Raw genomic sequence first — 23,735 nt, forward strand, 5'->3', positions numbered from 1 at the left:
CATCCGGCGGGGCCACCTTCCCGGGGTGTCGGGCGGCCCTCAAGCCCATCACATACCGAGGGGTATACTCCGGAGTATGACTGCGACCACCATAAAGGTTGAGATGAGCGTCCGAGACGATCTCGCTCGAGTGGCCGCGGAGGATCTCGGCGGCGTCACCTTGAACGCCGCGCTCACTCATCTGCTCACCGAGCACCGCAAAGCGGCCGTGCTGGCCGCATACGCGCGATTGCAGGCCGACGCCTCCGCATGGACCGACTACGAGAACGAACTCGACGAGTGGGACGGCCTGGCCGGCGACAATCTCGGCAGTGAGCAGTGAGCCGGAAGTCCGCCCCGTGGCAGGTGTGGATGGCCGACCTTTCCCCCGTCGTCGGCTCGGAGCAATCCGGTCGACGGCCGGTCGTGGTGGTCAACTCGCCGTTCTACGCCTCCTTCCCCATCGGGATGGCGATCGTCGTGCCGCTGACCACCCAGGACCGGGGACTGCCTCATCACGTCTCGGTGTCCTCGGCGCAGTCCGGCCTTCGCCACCGGAGTTGGGCACGCACCGATGACGTGCGGGCGGTTTCCGAGCAGCGGCTCCTGGGACGCCCGTTGGGGAGCGTCGACGACAAGGAAGCCGACGACATCCGTACCTACCTGCGGTTGATGCTGGACATCTGATCGGGCGCCGTGCGTCGGTGGCCTTCCCGGCCTACTCGACCTCCACGCCGTGTGACTCGGCGACGCCGAGGAGGCCGTTGCGGAAGCCGTTGGTGGTGGGGGAAAAGGTCCAGGCGTCGTCGGTGCGCACGAATGCGCCCAGGACCATGGCGGTCTCGCCCGGGCGGCGGGTGGGTACGGGGTGGTCGCCGAGCCGGCGGCCGTCGGCCTGGTCGAGGCGGGTCAGTCTGGCTCCGCGCAGCGCGGCCAGGTCGCCGCTCGGGGCGCGCTCCTGGTCGACGGCCGCGGCCAGCACCAGACGGTCGGCCGCCCGGGGCAGCAGGGCCAGGTCCACCAGGAACGCCACGCCGTCGCCGATCCGGACCGCACCTTCGGGGCTGGCCGGATTGTTGAAGAACACGAAGTGCTCGTCACCGAGCACCCGTCCGCGGCGGCACACGAACGCGCACGGGTCCAGGGGCGGCGCGTTGCCCGGTTCCCAGGCGAGTTGCACCAGGATCCGGCTGCCGGGCGCGGCGGTCGGCGCCCCACCGGTGCCCGGACCCAGGCGACCGCGCAGGCCGTGTTGGGCGAGCAGGCCGACCAGTTCGGGTCCGGTGACCAGGCCCAGCGGCTTGTTGCGGATGAACTCGTGGCTGCCGGGCCCGAAGCCGGACGTGGTGACCAGCAAGCCCTTGTTCGCGCCGTGGTGTTGCACGGTGCCGGCCAGATCCCGCACGGCCGTGGGCGGGACCGTGTTGCGGTAGCGCTTGACCTGCACGACGATCTTTCCGCCGCGGATCGGGTCCGGGTCCACCGCGACCACGTCCACGCCCTGGTCGCCGCTGCGCGCGGTGGTCTCGACCTGCATGCCCATGCGGGAGAAGAGCTCGGCGATCAGGTTCTCGAACTCGATCGGGTCCATCACGAACAGGTCCGGGTCGTCGTCGCCGGGCCGGGCGGGCGCCGGGGCGATGGTGGGAGGCGGCGCCGGGGTCGGCGCCGATGCGACGCTGTCCGCGAGCCGGCTCGGTTGTACGGGGGTGGGCCGGTCCGGGCGGGCGGACAGGGTCCCGCCCATCGCCTCCAGGCACGCCACCGCGTCCACCCGATCGAGGCTGATCTGCCGGAACTGCTCGGCCCGCGCGGTCACCGTGAGCAGGTACGTGCGTCCGTGTCGACCGGTGGCCGGGTTCACCGCCTGGACGAAGCCGTTGAGCACCACCGAATCGAGGATGCCCTCGTGGTCGGCGAAGAAGACCTCGGCCAGTATCCGGATCGCGCTCTGCGCCAACACGTCGCGGTGGATCGTCCGCCGATCGGTCGCGGTACGCGCGACCTCCTTCTCCTGGTCGTCGGTCTTCACGTAGCGCACCCGGGCCACGGCCGGCACCACGTCCGTCGTCGGCAGCTCGTGGTCCACCACCAACTGCCGTGCGGCCGCGTCGAAGGCCACCGTCGAGTGGTCGGAGAAGCCCTCGGGCCAATCCGGCGATGCCAGCAGGACACCCTCGAAGTAGTCCTCGATCGCCTCGGGATCGCGCGCCGCGAGCCGCCGCACGAGATCGTCCACCTGCTGGTTGCGCTGCGCGGCCAGGGCACGTTGGCCGTTCGCCCAGTCCTCGAACCGGCGGCGGTAGTCGTCGTATTGCTGCTGCCGCTGGTACTCGGCGGCCTGCGCCGCCCGCAGGTCGTGGTCGTAGCGCGCCTGCGCCTGCGCCCGGTCCTGCTCGTAGCGCGACTGTGCGCCGGGCGCGAAGCTGCCCAGGCCGGAGGGAGGGGCCACCTGATAGCGCGCCGGGTCGGGCATCGGGATGGGTCGGGCGAGTTCGCCCGGTTGGAACGGCGGGATCTCCACGGCGCTGCGCAACCGCTCGATCCGGAATCCCGGCGCGCTCAGCCGGGCCCGAAGCACGCCTTGCAGCTCGGCGACCCGGTCCTCGATCTCCGCTGTCCGGCGGGCCACTTCGGCCTCGCGGGACTGCTGATAGGCGCGCTGCGCCTCGCGGTCGGCCCGCGCGGCGGCCTTCTGCGCCTCGCGTCGGTTGCGTTCGTCGGCTCGCAGTTGTTGCTGCTGCGCCCGCAACTCGGCCTCGCGTTGCCGTTGTTGTTGCCGCTGCAGCTCGGCCCATGCCCCCAGCACGCCGGTGCTCCGCCGACTCGCCACGCTATCGCCCTTCCGCCCTGCACCCGTCCGCCCCCCGCGCTCGAACACATCCTGCCGTGTCGGACCGACCAGCGCGAAAGCGGTCGGTGTCCGCACGTGAACGCGCCTCCGACCGCCGCCGGGAACCGTACCTGCCCGCTCCCGGCGGCGACCGGAACGTGTCACTCGCAGCCGACTCCGTCTCCGTCGCGGTCGAGGTGCCGGCCGTAGCCGGGGTCGCCCCGGCGGATCGGTGCGGCACCCGCGGCTCGGGCGGCGGAGCAGTTCTTGTAGTAGGCGGGGCCGCTGCCGCCGGTGCTGCTGCCGTCGCCGATCGTGCCGGCGCCGGGGTCACTGCCGGACGTCCCGCCCCCGGACGTTCCGCTGCCGGACGTTCCGCTGCCGGACGAACCGCCGGTCGCGGAACCACCGTTGCCGCCGGTTCCGCTCGCGCCGCCGCCCGAGACGTTCCCGCCCGACCCGCTGCGGGGCGTCGGTACCGCGCTGCTCGGCTGCGTGGTCGTCGGCGGCGCCGTGGACGGTGCCCGGGTGGTGGGCGGTGCCGAACTCGGCGGGGCCGTGCCGGGCGACGCGCTGCCGGCCGGCGTGCTGCTGCTCTGCGACGGCTTGGGCCGGTCGGACTTCTTGTCCCCGTCCCCGTCGCAACCGGTCAGGGTCAGCGTCAACGTCAAGGCCGCCGTGACTATCCCGGGAAGCAGGGACAACCGGGTTTTCGGCAAACGGGTAGCCGATATGCGCATGTGCGAGTTCCCCCCTCGATATGTGCCGCCCGGACTCTAGCCCTCATCGGGTCGACCGACCCGGGCAACCACCGATTTCGTCTTCGAGCGGACGTCGGGCGCGTCGTTTCGGGACGCACTGCGCCCAGCCGGGCCGGGCGGGGTCGAGGCGGGCAGGGACGGAATCGGTGCGGGCCGGGATCGGGCGGGCCCGGATCCGGGCGGTCGGCGGGCGACTCGGGAAGGGTGGGCGATTCTCGTTCCTCGTGATGTGCTGGGCTCTGTGGATTCCGTTCGTGCGGTTCATCCGAGACCGCACGACGGACGGCACGACGGACGGCACGGCGAACGGCACGAGCAACGGCACGGCGAACGATCCGGCGGATCGCACAACGGTCCGCACGACCGAGCGGGAGAGCCTCATGCGCACGATGTATCCACCCATCGAGCCCTACGACCGGGGCAAGTTGGATGTCGGCGACGGTCAGTCGATCGCCTGGCGGCGCTACGGAGTCCCGGGTGGCAAACCGGCCGTCTTCCTGCACGGCGGTCCCGGCGGAGGTTGTCTGCCCGACCATGCGCGGGCGTTCGATCCGGAACGGTACGACGTCCTGCTCTTCGATCAACGCGGCTGCGGCGAAAGCACGCCGCACGTGAGCCGGTTCGAGGTGGACCTGAGCACGAACACCACCTGGCATCTGGTTGCCGACATCGAGAAGTTGCGCGAACTGCTGGGCGTGGAGCAGTGGTTGGTCTTCGGCGGTTCATGGGGCAGCACACTCGCGCTGGCGTATGCGCAAACCCACCCCGAGCGGGTCACCGAGTTGGTCCTGCGTGGCATCTTCACGCTGCGGCGCCGGGAACTGGCGTGGTTCTACCAGGGCGGCGCGTCGATGTTGTTCCCGGAGGCCTGGCAGGAATTCCTCGCGCCGATCCCGGAGGCCGAACGCGACGACCTCATCGGCGCGTTCGGGCGCCGGCTCAACGATCCGGATCCGAAGGTGCGCGAGCAGGCGGCGGTCGCCTGGAGTGCGTGGGAGGGCACGTTGGTCGCCCTGCTTCCCCGGCCCGACCTGGTCGAGATGCACCGGCAACCGGAATTCGCCCTGGCCTTCTCCCGGATCGAGCACCACTACGTGCGCAACGGCGGTTTCCTGGAGGAGGGCCAACTGATCCGCGACGCCGACCGGCTGCGCCACATCCCGGGCGTGATCGTGCAGGGTCGCTACGACCTGTGCACTCCCCCGGCGACGGCCTACGACCTGCACCGGGCCTGGCCGGAGGCCGAATTCGTGATCGTGCCGGATGCGGGTCACGCCTTCTCCGAACCGGGCATCACCCACCACCTGATCGAGGCCACGGACCGCTTCGCGCGGTGAGGTACGCGCCGTGTCGAGGGGCCTGGACGGGGTGGGGCGCTCCGCACGGTCGGGTGCGCGGGCCGCGTCGGGGCCGGGGCGCTTCGCGTGGCGAAGTGCGGCGGGCCGCGTCCGGAGCCGAGGCGGAACGCTGCGCGCGGTCAGGCGCGTGCGCCGCGTCCGAGCCCGGAGCCGGGGCGGAGCGCTTCGCGCGGTCAGGCGCGTGCGCCGCGTCCGAGCCCGGAGCCGGGGCGGAGCGCTTCGCGCAGTGTGATGGTGGGTCGCGTCGGGGTCCCGAGCCGGGGCGGAGCGCTTCGCGCAATGTGATGGTGGGTCGCGTCGGGGCCGGGTCCGGGGTCCCGGGAGAATGGTCGGATGAGTGCTTCCCGTGACATCCTCACGCGCCCGGCCGCCGGCCCCGACCGCACGCTGCGGTACGGGCCAGCGGCGGATCAGGTCGTCGACCTCTGGCAGCCCGCGGCCGACCCGCACGCGCTCGTCGTGGTCGTGCACGGGGGGTATTGGCGGGCCGAGTACGACCGCAAGTACACGTATCCGATGTGCGTCGCGCTGGCCGCCGACGGCTACGCCGTCGCGAGCATCGAGTACCGCCGGGCCGGGCAGCCCGGCGGTGGGATGCCCGGCACGTTCGAGGATGTCGCCGCCGCGCTCGATCTGTTGTGCGCACAGGCCGATTCACCCGTGGTCCTGCTGGGGCACTCGGCGGGCGGGCACCTGGCGGTCTGGGCGGCGCTGCGCGATCGGCTGCCGGTGGGCGGCGTGGGCCGATTGCCGGCCGCGCCGCCGATCGCGGGCGCGGTGTCGTTGGCGGGCGTCCTCGACCTGGACGCGGCCCTCGCCCTCGACCTGGACGACGGTGCGGCTGCGGAGTTCCTGGGCGAGGACCGCTCGGAGGCGGTGCTCGCACAGGCGGACCCGACACGGTTGGCGGCGGGTGGCGTGGGCGGCCGTGGGCTGATCCTGCTGCACGGCGACGCCGACGAACAGGTACCGATCGCCCTGGGTCGGACCTTCGCCGCGGCGTCGGGCGCGACGTTGCGGGAGTTGGCCGGCGTCGGCCACTTCGAGCCGGTCGACCCGCTCTCGGCGGTCTGGCCGGAGGTGCTCCGGGCGGTCGCGGAACTGGCGGGCTGACCCGGTCGAGCCGGGCGGGTGGTGGGCGGTCGGAGGCAGTCGGAGGTGGTCGGCCCGAAGGGCGTGCGCCGGTGGGCCGCGGGTGGCGGGCGGCGGGCGGCGGGCGGCGGGCAACAGGCGTCGGTCGGCGGACGGTTCGGGGCCGGTGGTGGTCGGCCGCCGGGCTGTCGGCAACGGACGGCGCCGGCCGTTCGTGGTGCCGGGCCGCCCGGCGCGATGCGACTGCCGCCGGGTTCCCGGGCCGCCCGCTACCGCTGGTTGGCCAGCAGTACGCCGATCCCGCCGATCGCGATCCCGGCGACCGCGGCCGGTCGCAGGGCCTGGTCGAGCAGGAGCCACGCGAGTACCGCCGTGGCGGCCGGGGTCAGGAAGAACAGCGTGCCGACCCGACTCGCCGAGGATTGCCGCAACATCAGGTTGAGCAGCATGAACACGCCGATCGAATTGACCAGCACCATCCACGCGAGCGTCCCGACGAACGGCCCCCACGCATGCACGTGCGGCGTCTCGAACAGCAGCGAGCCCAGCCCCATGAACGGCGCGCTGACCAGGAACTGCACGGCCGTACCGGTGCGCAGATCGACGTCGTGCACGTAGCGCTTCTGGTACACGGTGCCCACGCTCAGACCGAGCAGCCCCACCACGGCCAGGACCAGCGCCGGAATCGACAGGTGGGTGGGATCCGCGACGGCGAGCACCACGCCGATCGTGCCCAGGCCGAAGCCCAGCCACTGCCGCGTGCTCACCCGCTCGCCGAGGAACCGCCCGGCCAGGAGCGCGATCAGCACCGGATTGAGCCCCTGCACGAGAGCCACCACGGCGGCGGGTAGCCCCATCGAGAGTGCCGTGTACAAGGCGCCGAACTGAAGCGCCTGGAACAGCAGTCCGGCGACCACGACATGAGCGAGTCGACGCCCACGCGGCCACGGCGCCCGAACCGCAAGCGCGAACGCCCCGAGCAGCAGCCCGGCGAGCGCGAACCGGAAGAAGGTGAGCAGGAGCGGCGGCGCGGCGTCCACCCCGATCGCGCCGATGATGAACGCGCTGCTCCACAGCAGCACGAACACGGGCGGTATCGCCTTGCCGACCAGGGCGGCTCGCGGGCCGCCGGCGGCTCGCGTGCCGTGGTCGCCGGGATCGGGCGGATGTGCGCCGGCGGTGGGACCGGGTCGACCCGGGCGGGCACGGCCGGTGGCGGTGCCCACGGCGGCGGCGATGCCTGTGGCGTCCGTGGCGTCTGCGCCGTCCAGGGCGTCCGGGGCGTCCGGGGCGTCCGGGGCGTCCGGGGCGTCCGGGGCGTCCATGGCGTCCATGGCGTCTGCCGATCCTGCGATGCGTGCGGTACGTGCGGCGCTCATCGAGGTCCACTCCCGTGTCGAAGCGTCGGACGAGTAACTACTCAATCCGGTTACTCACCATGGCGCGCTCCGAACTAACCTGTCAATCCGGTTATGCTGGGTGAGTGACCTTCACCTTCATCGGCGGCGACATCGCGCTCGACCTGGTCGGAACCGTGCAGCAGCGCCGCACCGAACCCCGCGACCTGCTCGACACGCCGGCCGCACTCGGGTCCTGGGCGGTCGCCGCCGGCCTCGTGGACACCGCGCCGGCGGTCGACGACGACGCGCTCGCGGGCACGATCGAATTGCGCGAAGCGCTGTACCGGCTGGCGTCCTCCCGGGACACGCCGGAGGGGTACGGCGCACGTGATCGCGCGACGTTGAACGGCTTCGCGGCCGGCGCTCCGGTCACGGTCGCGCTGGCGGCGGACGGTCGGGTACGGCGTACCGGCGACATCTCCGCCGTCCTGGCCACGGTCGCGCGCTCGGCGGTCGCCCTGTTCGGCGGCGCGGATGCGGCCCGCGTCCGGGAATGCGAGGCGCCGACGTGCACCCGCCTCTACGTCGACTCGTCCCGCCACGGCAGCCGGCGCTGGTGCGACATGCGCCGCTGCGGAAACCGCGCCAAGGCGGCGAGCTTCCGCGCCCGCCATCGGGACGGCCTCGCGGCCGACGCCTGACGCGGCCGGATACCCGCGCACCACGGCCGAACCGCCCGGCGGGCCGGGTCGATTCGGGCGGTCGGTCGCCTACGGCCGGCTACCCGGGCGCGCCCAATGTCGAGGCCAGGATGCGCAGCGCCTTGTCGACCACGTTCCGGTCCTCCTCCGCGATCGGCCTCAGCAGCCCGTCGAGCGCGTCGATCCGCGCGCGCATCGCCGCCCGGGCGCACTCGCGCCCCGACTCGGTGAGGCAGACCAGCACCGAACGACCGTCCGCGGGGTTGGGCCGACGCTCGATCAGGTCCTTGCGGGCCAGTCGGTCCACGCAGTGCGTCATCCCGCCCGACGAGTACATCACCAACGGTTGCAACTCACGCAGCGTCAGCCCCGGCCGATCCGGTCGGGTCGCGAGCACGACAAGCACCATGTACTCCGGCGCGGTCAGCCCCAACGCGCCGATGCTGCGCCGGTCGAAGTCCTCCATCGCGATCATCGCCTGATGCAGCCGCACCACGAACCCGACCGAGGACGCCTCCACGTCCGGCAGTACCGCCGACCATGCCGCCACCACGGAATCGGCGTAGTCGGCCCGTGCATCACTCACGTCGTACTCCCTGGCAGCCCGCGCCCGCTTGGTCCCGGCCGCCACCGTAGTATCGGCGCCCCGCCGCCGGCTCACAGCATCCGGAAGTCCTCGTACGAGAAAGCGGGCGAGACCACGCACGACACCAGCGCCTCGCGCCCGGCCGCCGGCCGAGCCGTCTGCCACACCCCCGGCGGAATCAGCAATTGCGGTTGCTCACCCGCCTCCACGTCCGGGCCGAGCAGGATCCGGTGCGGCTCGGCATCGGGAGTCGTACCGTCCCCGCCCAGCCGCAGTTCGAGCGGTCCGCCGCGATGCCAGAGCCACAACTCGGCCGATTTCACGACGTGCCACGCGGACTGCTCGCCCGGACAGAGCAGGAAGTACATGCCGCTCGCGGTGTCGCGCGGCCCCGGGTATCCGGGCGGGGTCACGCTCACGCCGCTGCGCCAGGTCTCCCGGTACCAACCGCCCTCGGGATGCGGCATGAGCCCCATGACCCGGGCCAGGTCCGGCGGATCGAGGCGGGGAGGGTCGGGATGGGGTGCGGGTGCGGGTGCGGGCGTGGGCGTGGGCGTGGATGTAGGAGGCGCGGGGGGCTCGGAGGCGGGTGCAGGGCAGGGGCCGGGCACGGCGTCGGCGTCGGGTGCGGAGGACATGTGTGCTCCCTCGACTGGCGTGGGTTCCGGGCGCCGGACGCGGCCGGAACCCACAGCCTCACACGGGCAGGCGTTATCCCGCGGGTGCCGTGCACGGCGCGCCGCCGCACACGTCGACGACCCGACCGGTGGCCAGGAACTCCGCCTTCTGCCGTCGGGCGACCGGCGAGTTGCGCGGATCCGAGTGCGGGTCGCGCCCGTACTCGGGTCCGATCGGTGGTGTATTGGTCACCGGTGGCGCGGGCGAACCGCTGTCCCAGACCACCAGCGCGGACCCCCGGTACGGCTCGCGCGGCAGCGGCCGAATGCCCCAGTAGGGATCCCGGTCGGGGTTGCGTCCCGGCGCGATCGCGGGCTCGTGGATCCGCGCGCCGATCGTGCGTGCCTCGGTCTCGGCGGTCACCGTGGAAACCTGGTGGTCACCGAACGCGATCTGCATCAGCACCTGGTGGCGCGGCGTACGCGGCAGCGGGGTGTGGTCCAGGCCGCTCGCATAGCCGTTCGTCTCGCCGCGGTCCCACAACATCTGGAACAGCGACAGCACCACCTGCTGATCGAGCTTGTCCGGGAAGCCGGCGTCCAGGATCTGCCCGTACGGCCCGAAGTCGGAGCTGCGGTTGAGCAGGACGCTGTAGTTCATCCCGGTCACCCCGAGCACCCCACGCCTGGTGTCCTGGGACACCGCGACCAGCGACCCGCCGAGAATGCCGCCCTGGCTGTTGCCGTCGTAGACCAGACCCTTCGATATGTCGATCAACGGCCGCCCGCTGTCGGTACGAAACGCCGGGTCGGCGGCGAAGCCCTGTTCGTGGATCATGTCGCGACCGAGGAACAGCGCGTTCAGGAAGCCCTGTCGGGTGCGATCCGGCACCGCGCCGAAGCTGCCCGGGTCGGCGAGCGCGCGGGCGACGGTGGGCAGGTCCTCGTCGGCCATGCCGATCCACTTGGTGGCGCAGAACGTGATGTCGTGCTCGGCGGCCATCGCTTTGACGTTCCCGCCGCCCACCTCGTTGTTGCTGCCGAGCAGGCCGTGTCCGTACAACGAGGCCTGCGAGGGCCGGTCGAACGCTGCGCGCGGGATCTCGCAACGGAACTGCGCGGATTGGGTGTTCCCCGGCAATTGCCGCGGCAGCCCGTCCCGACCGAGGTTGAGCGTGGAACCGGTGGGACCGCCGGGCCGGTTCAGATAACTGGGTACGGTGACCGTGCCGGTCACCTCGCGAGCGATCCGCGAATCCTGCTCCGGCGTCGAGTTCTTCACTCCGGTCACCGTGAACTGCGGCGCCCGGTCCCCGAGTCGACCGAACGCGTCGTCCCGCATCCGAAGCATGCCGCCGGTGAGGTTGCGCTCGCTTGCGACGGTGAAGTCCCAGGCCAGGTAGAGGCCGCGACGGTCGACACCGGCCCGGTCCAGTCGATCCAGCGCCGGTCGAAGCTGCGCCTGGCGAGCGGCCAACGGGTCGCGGCGCGGCAGGGTGCGACCTGCGATCCTGGCGAACGTCTCCGGCGCGGCGATCACTTGGCCATCCGCGCCGCGCAGGTTGCGCAGGCCGACGACGTAGTGGTGGCCGGGGACGAAGTTCTCGGCCGGGTGCACCAGCAACGCCTGCCGGGTCGAATCCTTGGCGTTGGCGTCGAGTTCGGCCCAGTAGGGCCGGCGTTCGCCGGTCTCGGTGTCGAGGATGACGATCGGCGCGTTCCGGGCGAGCGACGCGCCGACGTCGGTGACCGGCGCCGCACCGCTGCGGCCGAGGTCGACGCCGGGGATCCGGGTGATCAGCGTCGAGCCGGGCGAGAAGCCGTCGTTGCGATTCCAGTCGTCCGGCGTGGCGCCATGCGGCATCATCGCCGCCGTGAACGCGACCCGACGCCCGGTATCGGTGCGCCGATCGGCCTGCGTGTACCAGTTGTTCGGAAACGGCAGCAGACACGCGGCCGGATCGATCGGATCACAACCGGGTTCGCCACCCGGATGGTTCGGATGCGCCTCGGCGGCGGGTGGAACCAGGAACGACAGCAACAGGGCGGCCACCGCGACGACGATCGCGGCTGGCCGTCGGCGTCGAGGACGGTGCGCGGTTCGGCTCACTATTCCTCCAACTCCTACGACGAGCGAGGGCTGTGCAGGAATATCCACCGACATCTTGCAGCGCTTGCGTCGCAAGGGGAACGGGGAACGGAGGGGGCGAGTGGGTACCAGGCGCGCGGGGCCGCTTGCGGCGGGCACGCGCATTCCCCGCCACGGGGAGCCTTGGTTCTGTGGCGGGGAACGCGGTGGGGGGTGGTGTGTGTGGGGGGGTGGGCGTCGGATCGGGTCGGGTCGGGATTGGCCTGGTGGTGGTTCCGGTTGTAGCCGTAGCTGTAGCCGTTGTTCTTGTTCTGGCTGCCGCTGTTGTTCTCGTTCTGGCTGCTGTTGTTCTGCTTCTGGCTGTAGCTGTTCTGGTTCTGGTTCTGGTTCCGGTTCCGGTTCCGGTTCCGGATGTCGTTTTGGGTTGGCTTGGTTCGGGCTTTGGTTGGGTTCCGGTTCCGGTTCCGGTGCCGGTCGTCAGACCTTGGCGAGCTTGCCCGGGTCGACCGATACCTCGACCGTACGGAAGCCGCCGGCAACGCCGGGCAGCGTGAAGCACACGTCGGCACGGCCCATCGTGGTGCGCACGACCACTCCCGGTGCGCCTACCGGGACGGTCTGCCTGGTGAAGCCGCCGATCGGCTGTGTCGCCTTGACCCTGTCGCCTACCTTCACATTCATCGTTCCGTTTCTCCCCGTTGCGTACATGGCATGGGTCGCCCACACGCCTCGCGGCTCTTCCGGGGTCGCCCAAGTCGCGCGACGGCGTGGCACGGAGTACGGCACGCCCGGAACCGGGCCATCGGCATGCAAGCCGGGCGGGGTCGTAGGGGCGGCCGTCACCAGAATAGGGCGGACGTCCGCGCGTTGGCGCCTGTATTTCGGCGCCGGGACGCCTCCATTTCGATGCCGAAGTCCCGATTGTCGCCGGGTGTGGCCGGCCGGCGTACGGTGCGTGCCCGATTGTTGGTTTCGCGGACGACATGTGACCAACTCGGCGCGATACCAACCGACATAACGGCGAACTCCGTCACCACGCAGGCGCGCAGCGGCTTCGGGGGTGCGGGCGCGACGTGTGTGTGGTCACTCGTACGGCGCAACAACCGGCGCGTTCGCTCATCCGCCGGCCGACGATTGATCGATGACGCCGTCGCGAATGCAGCCTCCGGATCCCGGGCAGACGCGGGCATGACCGCCGTACTGGTCGCCGCCGGCGCCTTCCTGATGACCCTGCTCGGCGGTTGGGTGGCGCAGCGCATCGGCGATCGTCGACACCTCGTACTGGGCCTCGCCGCCGGGCTGATGCTCGGCGTGGTCGCGTTCGACCTGCTGCCCGAGGCGCTTTCCGCGGCGGGCGATCGGCTGGGCGGCGTACCGCAGGCGCTGCTGATGTTCGTGCTGGGCTTCCTGGTCCTGCATGTGGTCGAGCGCTCGGTGGCGATCCACCGGAGCCACGAAGGCGAGTACGCACCACATGCCCACCACCACGGCCCGACCATGGGCGCGGACGGGCGGGCCAAGGGCATCGGCCTGACCGCCGCCGCCGCGCTGGTGGGGCACAGCGTGATGGACGGCTTCGCGATCGGCGCGGCCTTCCAGGCCGGTACGACGGTGGGCACCACGGTGGCAATCGCTGTGGTGGCACACGACTTCGCGGACGGCTTCAACACCTACACGGTCACCCGGATGTACGGCAACGACCGCCGCCGGGCCCTGACCCTGCTGGGCGCGGACGCCCTCGCACCGGTGACGGGCGCGGCCATCACGCTCGCGTTCACCATCCCGGAACACGCCCTCGGCCTCTACCTGGGCTTCTTCGCCGGCTTCCTGCTCTACCTGGCCACCGCCGACATCCTGCCCGAGGCCCACAGCCCACACCCTTCGGGCTCGACCCTGCTGTGCACGATCACGGGCGTGGGCTTCCTTTGGCTGGTGATCTGGCTGGCGCAGTAGGCGGCGCGGATTGGGGGTTGGGGGCGCCCGAGTCTCGACGAGGATGTTTGTGTGGCATCGCGGCCGGCGGCTCGGTCGTCGCCTCGTGGCGTCGTGGCGTCGTGGCGTCGGCACCGTGACGGCTTTCTCGGCTTGTTCGCCGGCCGGTCGACCGTACGGGTGGTCGCAGCGGGGCCGGCGGCGGCAGGGCGGGTTGTGGAGTGAGTACCCCTCGGCCGGCCATGATCGTGGTCGCGATCGGGTCGCGGGCGTAGTCGGCTCGGCGACCTCGGGTCGGTTGGCCATACCGAGACGAGGCCCCTCGCGGTCGGTGCATGCAGCCGCGCAAGCCTCGCTCAGCGCAGCATCGGGCCGGTGCGCTCGATCAGGTCCCAACGGTTGCCGTACAGGTCGCGAAAGACCGCGACGACGCCGTACTTCTCCCGCCGAGGCGGCTCCTCGAAGATCACGCCGGCGGCGAGCATCCGGGCGTGTTCTCGGGCGAAATCATCGGTGTACAGGAAGAGTCCGACCCGGCCACCGGTCTGGTCCCCCACCCGGGACCTCTGCTCGTCGTCCACGGCCCGGGCCAGCAGGACCGCCGCCTCGTTCGGCCCCGTCCCGGGCGGGGCGACCACGACCCACCGCTTGCCGTCCTCCATCGGGGTGTCCTCGCGCAGGTCGAACCCGAGGGCGCGGGTATAGAACGCGATGGCCTCGTCGTAGTCCCGAACAACCACCGCCACGAGCCCGAGCCGGTTCATCGCCCACTCCCGCCGGCCGCGACCGCCGAGCCGGCGGCGAGCGCGAGGCACAGCGGCGAGTAGGCCACCCGATCCAACCGGCGAAAGCGCTCGGAGGACGACCCCGGCGACGCGACATCCGTGCGTCCGACAAGGCCGAGCACACCACGCAGCCCCAGAACGCCGGCCACCCCGAAGGCCCCGGTCCGGGCCAGCGCGGGCCGACGCCTCGGCCGCCCCGCAACCAACAGCGCCGCCGCACCCAGTGCACCCGCGACAGCGAAGCACGCCGCCGGCCCGGGCACGCTCGACTGCCCGACCACCGCATCCGACAGCGACTCCCGATCGGGCAACGGCCACGACGACCCCAGCCCCCACGCAACATGCAGCCCGGCAAGCGCGGTCAAACTCCCGACCGACACCCGCACGGCAACGCCCTCGATGGTCATGCGCCCCAAGCTACCTCCACGCACCCACACACCCCGGCCACGGGTCGACGACAAACCGCAACCGAACCAACCACCACCCGACCCGCCCCGACGCCGCTCGTACCGGCCGACGGCAGCCACGAGCAACCGCAACCGCGACGACGGCGGCGCGACAACGGCAACGGCAACGGCAACGGCGCAGGGTCGGGTGACACGTCGTCCCGAGCGCACCACGCGCCGGGGACGGCTCCCGCGCAACATCATGCAGCCGCCCACGCCTCACAGCCGGGTCGCGAGGCAATGCCTTCCCACCGGCCCCGTCGCCAGGATCGGGCCTGCCGGCTATTCGCCACCCGGGCACACGGGTCCCCGCCTGCCCGAGTACCCGGCTGGGCGTCTCCCCGGCTGGGTGGATGCCCGGGGCGCGGGTACCCGGGTACGCGGGTGCCGGAAGCCCCGGGGCCCGGGAGAACGAGTGCGCGGCTGCCCGGGTACCCGGAAGCGCGGGTGCGCGGGTGCGCGGGTAACCGGTGCCGGAGGAACCGGCCGGCACCGAACTCGCTGCCGCGGGCGAGTCGGTCCTGGTGCCGCGCACGCACCGAGCGGCCCGTCCGGCACCGGGTGCGGCGGGTACGCGGGTGCGCGGCAGCCCCGGCACGGGTGCGCGGGTAACCGGTGCCGGAGGAACCGGCCGGCACCGAACTCGCTGCCGCAGGCGAGTCGGTCCTGGTGCCGCGCACGCACCGAGCGGCCCGTCCGGCACCGGGCACGGCGGGCACGCGGGTGCGCGGCAGCCCAGGGCGCGGGTGGGCCAATGTGCGGCTGCCCGGGTGCGCGGGTGTAGCGAGTTCTCGGCGGCGCCCCCCGGCGCCTGGGCGCGCGGCTACCCCGAAGCCCGGGGCCGGGTGCGAGTGCGAGTGCGCGGGTGAGCGGCTGCGCGGGCGCCGGGGTGCCCGGCCGCCCGAATGCCCACCAATCGGCTACCGGCCGTCCGCCGCCTGCAAGCCGGACATGGACATGGCCCTGCCGACGGTGGTCGGGTGGCCGAAGAGGCCGGGCAATCCGCCCGTGTGCAGGAAAATCGTGCGGTGGCCGGGCCGGACCTCGCCATCCTTGACCGCCGCAATCAACCCGGCCATCGCCCGCGCGGTGTAGATCGGGTCGAGCACGATGCCCTCCGTGCGCGCAGCCAACGTCAACGCGGCCATCGCCGACTCGGTCAACGTTCCGTATCCATCGCCGACTTGATCCGACCGCACCCGCAACTCCGCCCGCGCACAACGCGCGTCGTCCCGACCGGCGAGCAACCCGTGTACGGTCCCGGCCGGATCGTCGACGGCGCCACAGTGCACGCCGAGCACCCGTTCGGGGCCGAGTTCGTCGACCAGCCCCGCCATCGTGCCACCGGAACCCAGCGCCACCACGACAACATCCAACTCGGGCTCCTGACCGATGAGTTCCCGCGCACACTCCGCGTAGCCACGCGCCCCGAGCACACTCGAGCCACCGAAGGGCAGCACCACCGGAACGCCACCACGTTCCCGCAGCCGCGCGGCCACCTCCTCGGCCACGGCTTCGAGCGCCGCCCGCCCCACGTCGCCGGCCCACACCACCGTGGCCCCGAACAGCCCGTCGAGCGCGATGTTTCCGGACGTCGACGCCCCACCCGCGCCCGCCAGGACCAGTACAACGTCCAGGCCCAACCGCGCACCCGCCGCCGCGGTCAGCCGTGCGTGATTGCTCTGCGGCGCACCCGTGGTCACCAGCGTGGTGGCACCGGCGGCAAGCGCCGCGCCACAGGTCCATTCGAGCTTCCGTACCTTGTTGCCCCCGCCGCCCAGACCGGTGAGATCGTCCCGCTTGACCCACAGATCATCCGGACCGAGACCGAGTGCGACCGCCAACCGCGGCGCAGGTTCAAGCGGCGTGGGCCAGGTCCCGAGCAACACCCGCCGAGGCATCCGACCTTCCGACTCCATCGCCATCACCCTCTGCCTGTCGCCCCACACGGATCACCTGCCGGCCGCCGCGCGCCGCCTGCCGCCTGCCGCCTGCCGGTCATCGTGGCACGGCAACCATCCCCCGACGGTTGCCGATCGTCGGCGACATCCCCGGCGCGTCCCTCGGAGCGATTCCGCTGTGGGCGGACCCCCTTGCCTTCGGACAACATCGGCGTAAGTTGAATTACATGATTACAACAACGCAGGAAGCCGTACGAGGCTGGTTCACCGGACGCCTCCCCGAGGGACTGTTCACCGCCCTCGTCGACGTGACCGTCGACCGGGAGGAAATCACCGTCATCGGCCGCATCCCCGAACCGGAACTCGCCGACGACGTCTCCACCGACGAGCGCGACGCGGCCCGCGACGGCCGAATCGCCGAATTCCGCGAACGTACCCGCGAGGACCGCATGGCCGTGGCCCGCGAAGCCGAGCGCCGCTTCGGCCGCAAGGTCTCCTGGGGCGTCGAATGCGGCAGCACCCGCGCCCTCTACACCACGGTCTCCGTACCCGTCATGACCCGCCTCCGCCAGCCCGAACGTCAGGTCCTCGACACCCTGGTCGCCGGCGGCGTCGCCCGCAGCCGCAGCGACGCCCTGGCCTGGTGCGTACGCCTCGTCCAACGCAACACCGACACCTGGCTCACCGACCTCCGCGAGTCCCTCGAAACCGTCGAACGCATCCGCACCCAGGGCCCCGACGCCACCCCCACCAAGTAACCCCGCCCCGCTCCCGCCCCAGTTCCCCACGACCCACAGACCCGACGAACCATCGCAATCCCTCGACGCCACAGACAGCCGAAAACACACCAGTCACGCGCCCCATCCGCCAAGGCTCGGGGCGGCACCAACCGGCCACCGGGCACTGCCGCCCCGCTCGTCGCAACACCACCCGAGACCCCGCCCGAGCCCAAGTCCCCCAAGACTCAGGGCGGCCACCGACCATCCGGAACTGGCGCCCCGCTCCGTACCAACACCCGGACAGGCCCCAACCCGAGCGCCCGCATCCGCCATCGGCACCGCAGCCGCGGCTCTCGCCGAGAACGTGACGACAGACCGGGTCGCCGCCGATCCCGAATCAAACCGCCCCGACGCCAAGGGCAACCAGCCCACCGGATGACGAGGTTCCAGCCCGACTCCGGTAAGCGGGGCTGCGTCGGCGGTGCCGACCGGGAACCGGGAACGGTGTGGCGGTCCCCGGTTTGGCGAAGCCCCGCGCCTCAAGGCAGTGCACCGGAGCCCTCGGCGACTCGTCGCCCACCGTGCCGAAAATCCCCACCTTCGATCCGGTTCGGCGCCGCGGGGCGTCGTGGCGCTGGTGCCGCGTCCGGCAACGTTTGCCCCGTCGCGGCGCCCGGCACGGCACCTCGCCGCCCCGCCGTAACGTCCGAGTACTCCGGTACGAGAACGTTCCGGCGCGACACCGATGCACCGCACCGAACACCGCGACGGGGCAAACGTTGCCGGACGCGGCACTAGCGAGCGGCGAGGGCTATCCGCGCCAGCAGATCCGCGAACAGCTGGGGTCGGCTCAGGAACGGGTGGTGGTCCGTCGGGATCTCGATCACGTGGTCGGCCCGGGTGGCTCGCTCCCGTTGCCAGGCAACCGAGGAGCCGCGGTCCTCGGTGCAGACGACGTACGTGGAAGGCACGTTCCTCCACGCAGCCGCAGCCGGGCTCTGGCCGAACGCGGCCATGGACTGCGGTACGAGCCGGCGCACCGCCTCCGCCACGATCGCCGGATCGTCGCAGCCCTGAAGAAAGACCTCGGCGGCGGTCTCGGGTCGAGCAGAAATCGTACCGTCGTTCCCGACCTCCATCCACGGCGCAGGCTCCGCCCCGGCGAAGTCCGCCAGGGTCTCGCCGGGTTCGGGCATCACGGACGTGACGTAGACCAGACGGCGCACCGAGGCCAGTCCGGCGGCGGCTTCCGTCACGACCATGCCTCCGTAGGAATGGGCGACCACGATGGTCGGCTCATCGGTGTCCTCAAGCACCGCGCGTGTCGCCGCGATGTCGTCATACAAGTCACCCAGCTCGGCCACATCCGTTCCCGCGCTGGTCAGTTCGACCGCCCGCGTATCGAGCCAATGCGCAGCGAGCGGCTCCACCATGCGGTGCCACCACCATGCGCCGTCCGTCACGCAGGCCCCGTGTACGTAGACGACTCTCATTGCAGAACCTCCCCGTCGGCTCCCTTCACCGCTTGTGCGGCTTCCCTCATGATCAACACAGGGAGCGGCCCGCAGCGCACGATTCCGCCACCGGCGGATTCCGCCGTCGGCACAAGCCGACCGGCAGACCACCAACCCCGCACAACGTCGTGGCACGTCCGGCCGATCCGTGTCGACGGTGCCCAGCCATACCTCCGCGGCGCACAGCCTTCCGCGCTCACGCTTCCCCTCACCAGAGATCACCGCTCCGCACCCCGAGCACCGCCCACAAACAAGAGCACCGCTCTCCCCCTCCCCCCCGACGCCTCACCGTCACCTCCCAGGACAAGCCCACCCGGCACCGCACACGAGCGACCCGCTGCCAGCCGCAAGCAACGAGCACCCCACAACCCATCGCCCCCAGCCGGTAGCCGGTAGCCGGTAGCCCACCAACGGTGTCCGACCAACCGCGCGTCGCGGTCCACCTCCGCGTCTGCACCCGGCATCTCGTCGCATCCCAGCCGCGCTCACATTCCTGTCTGTGACCAGAAGCCGCGTCCGCGATCACCGCCCACAACCAGAAGCACCAACCCCTTCCGAGAGCGCCAATCACAATCAAGAGCACCGCTCTCGTTAGAGATCGCCGTCTCGGCTCGTAACAGCGCGTCCAGCACTCAAAGCCACCCCGCGGAGGCGGCAAGCACCGTCTCCATCCGATGGAACGCGAGAGCACTGCTCCCCGCAGCGAGCACCACACTCAACCGCGAGCGCCAACCACAAACGAGAGCACTAGCCGGAAACGAGAGCACCAACCGCAAGCGAGAGCACTGCTCTCGTATCAGAGCGCTGAGCGAAAGTCGGACTCAAGTCGGATGCCTTCGCCATCGACCTGCTCCTTCTGCGATGCAAAGAGCCCAGCCTTCGGGTATCGCCCGCCACCCGCCCGGCCCCAAGATCGAATCGAAAACCGGCCGGTTGATAGATAGCGAAACGCAAGTCGGGAAGCCGCCGACCCCTGGCACCTGACCTCATACCGCTCGACTTCGCCACATCACGTTGAGCGCAGGGACCGGCGCCGCGGAGAACCAGAAAGATGAGAGCACTGATCTCGAACGAGAGCAGTGCTCTTGACTTGGAGCAGTGGACGCAGAATGATGCTCTCAGACGAGAGCGGTGCTCTCGCGGTTGAAACGGGGAGGCTCGCATGATCGCGCTCTACTGGACCGCCATGGTGGCTCTGTTCCTGGCCGAGTTGGCCGTTGTCGGAGCCACCGCCTTCTGGGGGTTCACTCTCGACGCGGGCTGGCCGCTCCGGATCCTGGTCGGGCTGGCTGCGCCCGCACTGATGATGTTTCTTTGGGGTCGGTATGCGGCGGCCAACAACTCCGATGCGCTCACGGGCCTCCCCCGGATCCTCTTCGAGGTGGCCTGGTGGGGTACGGGCATCGCGGCGTTCATCGCTGCCGGCCTCCTTCCCGGCGCGATCGGCGTCGCCGTCACCCGCCTCACCGGGCTCGCCGCCCAGCGCAGCAAGGCGCACACAGCGCGACACCGAGGCCGAGGCCAAGGCCAAGGTCTGAAAATTGCCCGAGGCGATTCCCCTCCGACGACGGAACAGCATGCGGCCGGCGAGGCAAGGTGAGGCGGAGCGGTTGTCGGCTTCGGTAACTACCGGTCGGCAGCATGTCGCCCAGCCGCGGCAGTCACTTCCCAGCGCGGGCACCGCTCCGCAGATAACCCGCCTGCCGCCTCCTCCACCCCGCAACAACCCGACGCATCACCGCTCTTGGCCGCTGAAGGCCGTGTCCACGAGCAGCCCCAGGCCCAAAGCCGCCCTGGCCAGGCGGCCGACTCCGCGCTCGGTTGACCCGCACAGTCGGTGACAACCGCACCATGCCACCCAAACTCGCTCGCCCCCTCGCCCCCCTCGCCCCCTCGCGGCCACGCAGAGCGCAGGCGCCAGCCGGCGCGCACCGTCACGCCCCGACCCGGCCCGGCCCGACGTAAGCACCAAGCGACCTGGGCCCGCGACCCGTCGAGATGCGACGTCCGACTCGCGGAAGCCGACGGCTCAACTGCGGCACCGAAGCACCCCCTCGCAGGCACGCACAGCGGAAGAGCCGGGTGCGCACGCACCACCCCAGACCCGAAGCGAGCAGCAAGCCGCGACCCGTCGAGATGCGACGTCCGACTCGCGGAAGCCGACGGCTCAACCCGGTCACCGAAGCACCCCCGCCCCCGCAGGCACGCACAGCGGAAGCGCCGGGTGCGCACGCACCACCCCAGACCCGTAGCGAGCACAAGTGAGCTTGGTCAACTTTGACGGGCGCCGTCGTGTGGTGCTCAGGTTGCGGCGAGTGTCCTCGTATTCGATGGGCGTGCGGTGGTCGAGCTGTTGTGCCGCCTGCGTAGGTTGGTCCAACGCTCGATGTACCCCGACGACCTTGGCGCAGGCGACGGCCCGGCTGGGTCAGGGCCGATCGGTGTCGAGGGCGTCCGCGTCTCGGGTGGGTCGAAGTCCTTCGCGACCTGAGCTGAGCTGACCTGAACTGACCTGAGCTGACCTGACCGGCCGGTGGCCCAGCTGTACGAGGCCGTGATTTCGACCCCTAACTCCGGGGCGAACGAGCGGCGAAGCCGAGGCTTCTTCTCCATGCAGTGCAGTCCACGATGGACATGCTCCCGGGAAGGGCGTGCCCTCTATCCAGGGTGTCCGTCACCGCCAAAGTGGATCAAGCCCGCCGGCCGGCTCGACCCCGCCGCCGTCGTATGACGCGATGTCGCCCATAGGGAGCCGTGGAACCGACACACATGGCCGCGGGATGGCCGAAGGCCGCGTCCGCAAGTAGATCCAGACCCCAAAGCAGCCTGCCGGGCCGCGGACTTCGCGGTCGGTTTGACCCGCAGGGTCGGCGAGAGAATCCCGCCGTGCCACCGAAGCGCCCCCACCTCGCAGGCACACGCAGCGGAAGCGTCGGGTGCGCACCGCCACAGAACGACGCAGGCACCGAGCGACCTGACCCCCGCCCCCGTCGAGATGCCATGTCCGCCCGCCTGCGGGGAAGCGGTGGGCCCGGCCGGGCCGACTCCGCGATCGGTTGACCGGCAACGTCGGTGAGAACCACGCCGTGTCGCCGAAACACCCCCGCCCACCCCGCCTCTGCACAGAGTGGAAGCGCCGGGCGCGCAGCATCACGGACCGACACGAGCATCACACGACCTGACCCCGCGCCCCGTCGAGGCGCGAGGTTCGTCTCCAGAAACCGTGGGCCCAACCGGGTCGAGTCCGCAGTCGGTCGAAGGACTGCGCGCCGAGGCGTCGACGCACCCAGCACCCCCGCACCACCCTGCACCCCCCGCGACCCGCCCCGCGGAACGCGCGGTGCAGCGGAAGCATCGGGTACGCGACGCTGCGGGAGCGAGGCAAGCGCCGGGCGCGCGGCTGGGGCCCGCCCGCCGTCGAAATGTGATGGCGTGTCGAGGGGGCGTGGTGGTCACCACCCGGCGGGGCTGTGGGGCTGGCCCGGGTACCGTCCGCCGCCTGCGGGCTTGTCCTTCGCCGGCGCCCTCGCCCGCCCCGACCCGCGCCTCTCGCCACGTCCGGGTCCGGGTCGGAGTCCGCGTCCGGGTCCGCGACCGCATCCGGGTCCGCGACCGAGTCCGCGACCACATCCGAGTCCGCGTCCGAGTCCGCGTCCGGGTCCGAGTCCGCCGAGGGTTCGGCCGCCCCCGCGAGTGGCCACTGATCGGGGACGTCCCGCAGCTGTGGCAACGGCTCTTGCCGGGGCGGGCGGCCCCCGGAGGGGCGCCCTACCGTGACAGGCGCAGCCGCACGGTTGTTCCCATTGCCGCCGTTGAGCGGATTTGCACCAGGTCGCAGATTTGGTTGGCCATCCACAGGCCCCGGCCGCCGTCCTGATCGGGGGTGGGGCGGTGGCGGCCGGCGAGTGGGTCGACGATGTGGCCCGCGTCGTGGATTTCGCAGACGAACGAGGCGTCCTCGATCCAGACCGTGGCCGTGCCGTGGCCGCCGCCGTGCACGATGCTGTTGCCCGCGATCTCGCTGACGGCCAGGATCGCGTGGTTCACCTGCGCGCGCGCCGCGTTGCCCATGGCGCGGCGGACCAGGGAGCGCACACCGGCCAGTTCGCCGGAGCGAAACGCCAGACGGTCGGCGTGCCCGGGCACCGCGGGCAGCGCCGGCCCGGTCAGGGTCGCGGCGAAGTCACCTGCGGCGAGGCGTATCCCGCCACGTTCGGCCGCGCCGGCCAGCACCCGCGGATGCGAGTGCCGCACGCCGTCGATCACTTCCGCGTCGAGCGCGGATACGTCGTACGGACACAGGAGTTGCCACGCCACGTCGTCGAACGCCAGGTTGAGCAGCGCCTCGTGGTGTCGGCACTCGACGATCTCCTGGGGGCTGCGACCGGCCCAGATCGGCTCGCCGATGCCGCGGAACACGCGGGCGCCGTTGCTCTCCGCCCAGTCCTGCCAGACCGGGATGATCCGGGCCGGATTGCGGCCCACCCGCTCCATGTCGATCCAGGCCACCCGATCGGCGTCGGCGCCCAGTTCCTTGCGCAGCGCGCCGGCCCGCGGCTCGATCACCGCGACACCGACCGCCTCGCCGTCGGCCAGACCGGCTCGGACGAAGCCGGCGGTACGCTCGACGAACTCGTCGATGCCCGCGTAGAGCAAGGCGTCGTGCCGGAACATCGTGGCCGTCGTCATCCGGTCTTCACCTTCTCCAATACCAAGCCCGGGACCCGGTCCCATCCGGCAAGCCGAACGAGCACGCACAGATCCTCGGAAACGCAACGCAGAACCAGGCGTCTCCCGGGCTGAATCCGCACCGCAGCCTCGACCAACGTACGGATGCCGGCGACGTCGATGAAGTTCAGCGACGACACGTCGACGTAGAGGTCACCCGTACCACTTGCGCTCTGCGCGACCAGGGCCGAGCGCACGTGCGCGCAGTTGTCGAGGTCGACCTCGCCGAACAGGCGCACACCCAGTGGCGGCGAGGTCCGCTCCACCCGGAGCACGCTGTCCGTGTAGTCGACACTCATGCTCGTCCCTCCCCACCACCGATCGTTCTGAGCAAGCTACCCGACACCAGCCGTC

The 23,735-nt window shown here is 71.4% G+C and carries 21 protein-coding genes; 8 read left to right on the forward strand and 13 right to left on the reverse strand.

Translation table 11 applies throughout. The features are described from left to right. Positions 1 to 103 precede the first annotated feature (103 nt). Together ACFZBU_RS26485 and ACFZBU_RS26490 are read left to right on the forward strand one after the other, a co-directional pair. Positions 104 to 322 (forward strand): hypothetical protein, encoded by a 219-nt coding sequence (locus ACFZBU_RS26485; protein WP_391586149.1) that lies wholly within the window; start codon positions 104 to 106, stop codon positions 320 to 322. A 29-nt stretch (positions 323 to 351) separates the two neighbouring features. Next, entirely contained in the window at positions 352 to 666 is a 315-nt protein-coding gene (locus tag ACFZBU_RS26490) for a type II toxin-antitoxin system PemK/MazF family toxin (protein WP_391586150.1), read from the forward strand. A 31-nt stretch (positions 667 to 697) separates the two neighbouring features. On the opposite strand, the gene ACFZBU_RS26495 is transcribed toward ACFZBU_RS26490, so the two are convergent. Together ACFZBU_RS26495 and ACFZBU_RS26500 are read right to left on the reverse strand one after the other, a co-directional pair. Continuing rightward, positions 698 to 2,788, reverse strand: a complete 2,091-nt coding sequence (locus ACFZBU_RS26495; protein ID WP_391586151.1) for a restriction endonuclease — start codon at positions 2,786 to 2,788, stop codon at positions 698 to 700. Between the two features lie 185 nt (positions 2,789 to 2,973). Beyond that, positions 2,974 to 3,552, reverse strand: coding sequence for an excalibur calcium-binding domain-containing protein (locus ACFZBU_RS26500; RefSeq protein WP_391586152.1), 579 nt, complete (start codon positions 3,550 to 3,552; stop codon positions 2,974 to 2,976). Positions 3,553 to 3,827: 275 nt separating this feature from the next. On the opposite strand from ACFZBU_RS26500, the gene pip reads away from it, so the two are divergent. Next, positions 3,828 to 4,910, forward strand: coding sequence for a prolyl aminopeptidase (gene pip / locus ACFZBU_RS26505; RefSeq protein ID WP_391586153.1), 1,083 nt, complete (start codon positions 3,828 to 3,830; stop codon positions 4,908 to 4,910). Between the two features lie 354 nt (positions 4,911 to 5,264). Beyond that, positions 5,265 to 6,044, forward strand: coding sequence for an alpha/beta hydrolase (locus ACFZBU_RS26510; protein WP_391586154.1), 780 nt, complete (start codon positions 5,265 to 5,267; stop codon positions 6,042 to 6,044). Between the two features lie 248 nt (positions 6,045 to 6,292). Here ACFZBU_RS26510 and ACFZBU_RS26515 read toward each other — a convergent pair whose 3' ends face one another. Beyond that, positions 6,293 to 7,402, reverse strand: coding sequence for a DMT family transporter (locus tag ACFZBU_RS26515; RefSeq protein WP_391586155.1), 1,110 nt, complete (start codon positions 7,400 to 7,402; stop codon positions 6,293 to 6,295). Between the two features lie 104 nt (positions 7,403 to 7,506). Between ACFZBU_RS26515 and ACFZBU_RS26520 the strand changes: the two genes are divergently transcribed. Beyond that, complete coding sequence (locus ACFZBU_RS26520; RefSeq protein WP_391586156.1) at positions 7,507 to 8,064, forward strand: CGNR zinc finger domain-containing protein; 558 nt, start codon at positions 7,507 to 7,509, stop codon at positions 8,062 to 8,064. A gap of 79 nt (positions 8,065 to 8,143) precedes the next feature. On the opposite strand, the gene ACFZBU_RS26525 is transcribed toward ACFZBU_RS26520, so the two are convergent. The 4 genes from ACFZBU_RS26525 to ACFZBU_RS26540 all read right to left on the reverse strand — a co-directional run bounded on the left by ACFZBU_RS26525 (position 8,144) and on the right by ACFZBU_RS26540 (position 12,037). After that, on the reverse strand, positions 8,144 to 8,650 hold the full coding sequence (locus ACFZBU_RS26525; protein WP_391586157.1) for a MarR family winged helix-turn-helix transcriptional regulator: 507 nt from the start codon (positions 8,648 to 8,650) through the stop codon (positions 8,144 to 8,146). A 71-nt stretch (positions 8,651 to 8,721) separates the two neighbouring features. Beyond that, positions 8,722 to 9,288: a cupin domain-containing protein gene (locus tag ACFZBU_RS26530; RefSeq protein ID WP_391586158.1), complete on the reverse strand. Its 567-nt coding sequence runs from the start codon at positions 9,286 to 9,288 to the stop codon at positions 8,722 to 8,724. Between the two features lie 73 nt (positions 9,289 to 9,361). Then, positions 9,362 to 11,431 (reverse strand): hypothetical protein, encoded by a 2,070-nt coding sequence (locus tag ACFZBU_RS26535; protein WP_391586159.1) that lies wholly within the window; start codon positions 11,429 to 11,431, stop codon positions 9,362 to 9,364. A gap of 402 nt (positions 11,432 to 11,833) precedes the next feature. Further along, positions 11,834 to 12,037: a hypothetical protein gene (locus ACFZBU_RS26540; RefSeq protein WP_391586160.1), complete on the reverse strand. Its 204-nt coding sequence runs from the start codon at positions 12,035 to 12,037 to the stop codon at positions 11,834 to 11,836. 507 nt (positions 12,038 to 12,544) lie between these two features. Here ACFZBU_RS26540 and ACFZBU_RS26545 point away from each other — a divergent pair. Beyond that, positions 12,545 to 13,309 (forward strand): ZIP family metal transporter, encoded by a 765-nt coding sequence (locus ACFZBU_RS26545; protein WP_391586161.1) that lies wholly within the window; start codon positions 12,545 to 12,547, stop codon positions 13,307 to 13,309. A gap of 335 nt (positions 13,310 to 13,644) precedes the next feature. Here ACFZBU_RS26545 and ACFZBU_RS26550 read toward each other — a convergent pair whose 3' ends face one another. The 3 genes from ACFZBU_RS26550 to ACFZBU_RS26560 form a co-directional block, all read right to left on the reverse strand. Further along, positions 13,645 to 14,052: a VOC family protein gene (locus ACFZBU_RS26550; protein WP_391586162.1), complete on the reverse strand. Its 408-nt coding sequence runs from the start codon at positions 14,050 to 14,052 to the stop codon at positions 13,645 to 13,647. Then, complete coding sequence (locus ACFZBU_RS26555; protein WP_391586163.1) at positions 14,049 to 14,480, reverse strand: DUF3995 domain-containing protein; 432 nt, start codon at positions 14,478 to 14,480, stop codon at positions 14,049 to 14,051. Before ACFZBU_RS26555 ends, ACFZBU_RS26550 begins: the two co-directional genes overlap by 4 nt. Before the next feature lie 959 nt (positions 14,481 to 15,439). After that, a complete protein-coding gene (locus ACFZBU_RS26560; RefSeq protein WP_391586164.1) occupies positions 15,440 to 16,438 on the reverse strand; it encodes a pyridoxal-phosphate dependent enzyme in 999 nt (332 codons plus the stop codon). A 209-nt stretch (positions 16,439 to 16,647) separates the two neighbouring features. Between ACFZBU_RS26560 and ACFZBU_RS26565 the strand changes: the two genes are divergently transcribed. Then, positions 16,648 to 17,178 (forward strand): hypothetical protein, encoded by a 531-nt coding sequence (locus ACFZBU_RS26565; RefSeq protein WP_391586165.1) that lies wholly within the window; start codon positions 16,648 to 16,650, stop codon positions 17,176 to 17,178. Between the two features lie 755 nt (positions 17,179 to 17,933). On the opposite strand, the gene ACFZBU_RS26570 is transcribed toward ACFZBU_RS26565, so the two are convergent. Then, the gene (locus ACFZBU_RS26570; protein ID WP_391586166.1) at positions 17,934 to 18,632 is read right to left on the reverse strand and encodes an alpha/beta fold hydrolase; all 699 of its coding nucleotides are present in this window, start codon (positions 18,630 to 18,632) and stop codon (positions 17,934 to 17,936) included. Positions 18,633 to 19,815: 1,183 nt separating this feature from the next. Between ACFZBU_RS26570 and ACFZBU_RS26575 the strand changes: the two genes are divergently transcribed. Beyond that, on the forward strand, positions 19,816 to 20,253 hold the full coding sequence (locus tag ACFZBU_RS26575; RefSeq protein ID WP_391586167.1) for a YrdB family protein: 438 nt from the start codon (positions 19,816 to 19,818) through the stop codon (positions 20,251 to 20,253). A gap of 2,168 nt (positions 20,254 to 22,421) precedes the next feature. Here the strand turns inward: ACFZBU_RS26575 and ACFZBU_RS26580 are convergent. Further along, positions 22,422 to 23,342: an anti-sigma factor RsbA family regulatory protein gene (locus tag ACFZBU_RS26580; RefSeq protein ID WP_391586168.1), complete on the reverse strand. Its 921-nt coding sequence runs from the start codon at positions 23,340 to 23,342 to the stop codon at positions 22,422 to 22,424. Next, the gene (locus ACFZBU_RS26585; RefSeq protein WP_391586169.1) at positions 23,339 to 23,680 is read right to left on the reverse strand and encodes an STAS domain-containing protein; all 342 of its coding nucleotides are present in this window, start codon (positions 23,678 to 23,680) and stop codon (positions 23,339 to 23,341) included. Before ACFZBU_RS26585 ends, ACFZBU_RS26580 begins: the two co-directional genes overlap by 4 nt. Positions 23,681 to 23,735: the final 55 nt, after the last annotated feature.

It is taken from the genome of Embleya sp. NPDC008237 (assembly GCF_042956465.1).
Taxonomy (GTDB): domain Bacteria; phylum Actinomycetota; class Actinomycetes; order Streptomycetales; family Streptomycetaceae; genus Embleya.

Excerpts from the sequence above, each read along its gene's own strand:
- ACFZBU_RS26485 (WP_391586149.1), top strand. The coding sequence starts at position 104 with ATGAGCGTCCGAGACGATCTCGCTCGAGTGGCCGCGGAGGATCTCGGC.
- ACFZBU_RS26490 (WP_391586150.1), top strand. The coding sequence starts at position 352 with ATGGCCGACCTTTCCCCCGTCGTCGGCTCGGAGCAATCCGGTCGACGG.
- ACFZBU_RS26500 (WP_391586152.1), bottom strand. The coding sequence starts at position 3,552 with ATGCGCATATCGGCTACCCGTTTGCCGAAAACCCGGTTGTCCCTGCTT.
- ACFZBU_RS26510 (WP_391586154.1), top strand. The coding sequence starts at position 5,265 with ATGAGTGCTTCCCGTGACATCCTCACGCGCCCGGCCGCCGGCCCCGAC.
- ACFZBU_RS26515 (WP_391586155.1), bottom strand. The coding sequence starts at position 7,402 with ATGAGCGCCGCACGTACCGCACGCATCGCAGGATCGGCAGACGCCATG.
- ACFZBU_RS26530 (WP_391586158.1), bottom strand. The coding sequence starts at position 9,288 with ATGTCCTCCGCACCCGACGCCGACGCCGTGCCCGGCCCCTGCCCTGCA.
- ACFZBU_RS26535 (WP_391586159.1), bottom strand. The coding sequence starts at position 11,431 with ATGTCGGTGGATATTCCTGCACAGCCCTCGCTCGTCGTAGGAGTTGGA.
- ACFZBU_RS26540 (WP_391586160.1), bottom strand. The coding sequence starts at position 12,037 with ATGAATGTGAAGGTAGGCGACAGGGTCAAGGCGACACAGCCGATCGGC.
- ACFZBU_RS26545 (WP_391586161.1), top strand. The coding sequence starts at position 12,545 with ATGACCGCCGTACTGGTCGCCGCCGGCGCCTTCCTGATGACCCTGCTC.
- ACFZBU_RS26550 (WP_391586162.1), bottom strand. The coding sequence starts at position 14,052 with ATGAACCGGCTCGGGCTCGTGGCGGTGGTTGTTCGGGACTACGACGAG.
- ACFZBU_RS26555 (WP_391586163.1), bottom strand. The coding sequence starts at position 14,480 with ATGACCATCGAGGGCGTTGCCGTGCGGGTGTCGGTCGGGAGTTTGACC.
- ACFZBU_RS26560 (WP_391586164.1), bottom strand. The coding sequence starts at position 16,438 with ATGGAGTCGGAAGGTCGGATGCCTCGGCGGGTGTTGCTCGGGACCTGG.
- ACFZBU_RS26565 (WP_391586165.1), top strand. The coding sequence starts at position 16,648 with ATGATTACAACAACGCAGGAAGCCGTACGAGGCTGGTTCACCGGACGC.
- ACFZBU_RS26570 (WP_391586166.1), bottom strand. The coding sequence starts at position 18,632 with ATGAGAGTCGTCTACGTACACGGGGCCTGCGTGACGGACGGCGCATGG.
- ACFZBU_RS26575 (WP_391586167.1), top strand. The coding sequence starts at position 19,816 with ATGATCGCGCTCTACTGGACCGCCATGGTGGCTCTGTTCCTGGCCGAG.
- ACFZBU_RS26580 (WP_391586168.1), bottom strand. The coding sequence starts at position 23,342 with ATGACGACGGCCACGATGTTCCGGCACGACGCCTTGCTCTACGCGGGC.
- ACFZBU_RS26585 (WP_391586169.1), bottom strand. The coding sequence starts at position 23,680 with ATGAGTGTCGACTACACGGACAGCGTGCTCCGGGTGGAGCGGACCTCG.